This is a genomic window from Nocardia pneumoniae NBRC 100136 (assembly GCF_000308755.1).
Classification (GTDB): domain Bacteria; phylum Actinomycetota; class Actinomycetes; order Mycobacteriales; family Mycobacteriaceae; genus Nocardia; species Nocardia pneumoniae.
On sequence record NZ_BAGF01000031.1, the window covers coordinates 1 to 3,420 of the forward strand.

Annotated in this window: 2 rRNA genes; both read left to right on the forward strand. The window is 56.6% G+C overall.

The annotated features are described in order from the left end of the window. Positions 1-45: 45 nt before the first annotated feature. Positions 46-3,162, forward strand: a 23S ribosomal RNA gene (locus ON34_RS09425). Positions 3,163-3,291: 129 nt separating this feature from the next. Then, positions 3,292-3,408: ribosomal RNA gene (rrf, locus tag ON34_RS09430) — 5S ribosomal RNA — on the forward strand. The last annotated feature ends 12 nt before the right edge of the window (positions 3,409-3,420 follow it).

Below are 3,420 nucleotides of genomic sequence, written 5' to 3' on the forward strand. Positions count from 1 at the left end.
GGGTGTGTTGTTTGAGAACTGCACAGTGGACGCGAGCATCTTTGTTTGTAAGTGTTTAAGAGCGTACGGTGGATGCCTTGGCACCAGGAGCCGATGAAGGACGTAGGAGGCTGCGATAAGCCTCGGGGAGCTGTCAACCGAGCTGAGATCCGAGGATTTCCGAATGGGGAAACCCGGCACGAGTGATGTCGTGTCACCCGCATCTGAATATATAGGGTGTGTGGAGGGAACGTGGGGAAGTGAAACATCTCAGTACCCACAGGAAGAGAAAACAATATGTGATTCCGTGAGTAGTGGCGAGCGAAAGCGGATGAGGCTAAACCATGCGGATGTGATACCCGGCAGGGGTTGTCCGTGTGGGGTAGTGGGGCTCACTTTCCTATCACTGCCGTGGTAGGCAACAGTCAGAAAAGTGCGTGTTAGTTGAAGTGGTCTGGAACGGCCCACCATAGACGGTGAGAGTCCGGTAGGTGAAAACGCGTGCTCTGTTGTAGTGGGTGCCCGAGTAGCAGCGGGCCCGTGGAATCTGCTGTGAATCTGCCGGGACCACCCGGTAAGCCTGAATACTCCCTGGTGACCGATAGCGGACTAGTACCGTGAGGGAAAGGTGAAAAGTACCCCGGGAGGGGAGTGAAATAGTACCTGAAACCGTGCGCTTACAATCCGTCAGAGCCTTCCCTTTTGGGGTGGGGTGATGGCGTGCCTTTTGAAGAATGAGCCTGCGAGTCATCGGTGTGTGGCGAGGTTAACCCGTGTGGGGTAGCCGTAGCGAAAGCGAGTCCGAATAGGGCGTTTGAGTCGCATGTCATGGACCCGAAGCGGAGTGATCTACCCATGGCCAGGGTGAAGCGACGGTAAGACGTCGTGGAGGCCCGAACCCACTTAGGTTGAAAACTGAGGGGATGAGCTGTGGGTAGGGGTGAAAGGCCAATCAAACTCCGTGATAGCTGGTTCTCCCCGAAATGCATTTAGGTGCAGCGTCACGTGTTTCACGCCGGAGGTAGAGCTACTGGATGGCCTAGGGGGCCTACAAGCTTACCGAAGTCAGCCAAACTCCGAATGCCGGTGTGTGAGAGCGTGGCAGTGAGACTGCGGGGGATAAGCTTCGTAGTCGAGAGGGAAACAGCCCAGATCGCCGGCTAAGGCCCCTAAGCGTGTACTAAGTGGAAAAGGATGTGGGGTCGCTGAGACAACCAGGAGGTTGGCTTAGAAGCAGCCACCCTTGAAAGAGTGCGTAATAGCTCACTGGTCAAGTGATCCTGCGCCGACAATGTAGCGGGGCTCAAGTACACCGCCGAAGCCGCGGCATTCCAGCATTATTCTGCTTTCGAGCCAGGAGCTGGGATGGGTAGGGGAGCGTCGTGCAGCCGTGGAAGTCACAGGGTGACCTAGTGGTGGAGGCTGTGCGAGTGAGAATGCAGGCATGAGTAGCGAAAGACGAGTGAGAAACTCGTCCGCCGAATGACCAAGGGTTCCTGGGCCAGGTTAATCCGCCCAGGGTGAGTCGGGACCTAAGGCGAGGCCGACAGGCGTAGTCGATGGACAACGGGTTGATATTCCCGTACCCGTGTATCCGCGCCCAATGGCGAATCAGTTGTGCTAACCGCCCAAAACCGGATCGATTCCCTTCGGGGAACGTGATGGGGCTGCGCGGGACCCTGGCTGTAGTAGTCAAGCGATGGGGTGACGCAGGAAGGTAGCTGGGCCAGGTGGTGGATTACCTGGTGTAAGCCGGTAGGGCGTTGTGTAGGCAAATCCGCACAACATGTGCCTGAGAGGTGATGCGTAGCCGATTGAGGCGAATTCAGTGATCCTATGCTGCCGAGAAAAGCCTCTAGTGAGTTGGTACACGGCCCGTACCCCAAACCGACACAGGTGGTCAGGTAGAGAATACCGAGGCGATCGAGAGAACTGTGGTTAAGGAACTCGGCAAAATGCCCCCGTAACTTCGGGAGAAGGGGGACCCGGCCTGGTGTAGGAGTTTTCCTCCGAAGCTGGGTTGGGTCGCAGAGACCAGAGAGAAGCGACTGTTTACTAAAAACACAGGTCCGTGCGAAGTCGTAAGACGATGTATACGGACTGACGCCTGCCCGGTGCCGGAAGGTTAAGAGGACCGGTTAGCGCCCTTCGGGGTGCGAAGCTGAGAATTTAAGCCCCGGTAAACGGCGGTGGTAACTATAACCATCCTAAGGTAGCGAAATTCCTTGTCGGGTAAGTTCCGACCTGCACGAATGGCGTAACGACTTCTCTGCTGTCTCAACCACAGACTCGGCGAAATTGCATTACGAGTAAAGATGCTCGTTACGCGCGGCAGGACGAAAAGACCCCGGGACCTTCACTATAGCTTGGTATTGGTGTTCGGTACGGTTTGTGTAGGATAGGTGGGAGACTGTGAAGCGGGCACGCCAGTGTTCGTGGAGTCGTCGTTGAAATACCACTCTGGTCGTATTGGACTTCTAACCTCGGGCCATGATCTGGTTCAGGGACAGTGCCTGGTGGGTAGTTTAACTGGGGCGGTTGCCTCCCAAAATGTAACGGAGGCGCCCAAAGGTTCCCTCAGCCTGGTTGGCAATCAGGTGTCGAGTGCAAGTGCACAAGGGAGCTTGACTGTGAGACTGACGGGTCGAGCAGGGACGAAAGTCGGGACTAGTGATCCGGCACCGGCATGTGGAAGCGGTGTCGCTCAACGGATAAAAGGTACCCCGGGGATAACAGGCTGATCTTCCCCAAGAGTCCATATCGACGGGATGGTTTGGCACCTCGATGTCGGCTCGTCGCATCCTGGGGCTGGAGTAGGTCCCAAGGGTTGGGCTGTTCGCCCATTAAAGCGGCACGCGAGCTGGGTTTAGAACGTCGTGAGACAGTTCGGTCTCTATCCGCCGCGCGCGTCAGAAACTTGAGGAAGGCTGTCCCTAGTACGAGAGGACCGGGACGGACGAACCTCTGGTGTGCCAGTTGTCCCGCCAGGGGCATGGCTGGTTGGCTACGTTCGGAAGGGATAACCGCTGAAAGCATCTAAGCGGGAAGCCTGTTCCAAGATGAGGTTTCTCACCACCTTCGAGTGGTTAAGGCCCCCTACAGACCATGGGGTTGATAGGCCGGAACTGGAAGCACGGTAACGTGTGGAGGTGACCGGTACTAATCGGCCGAGGACTTACCAACAAAGGTTGCTACGCGTCCACTGTGCGGTATCTGAAACAACACACAGGCACTGCAGCAGACTCGACAGAGTCCCACGAATAGTGTGGGTTCTGGCTTGTCGCGCTGTGTGTGTGGATAGTTTCATAGAGTTACGGCGGCCATAGCGGCAGGGAAACGCCCGGTCCCATTCCGAACCCGGAAGCTAAGCCTGCCAGCGCCGATGGTACTGCACTCGACAGGGTGTGGGAGAGTAGGACACCGCCGGAACATCCTTCACGA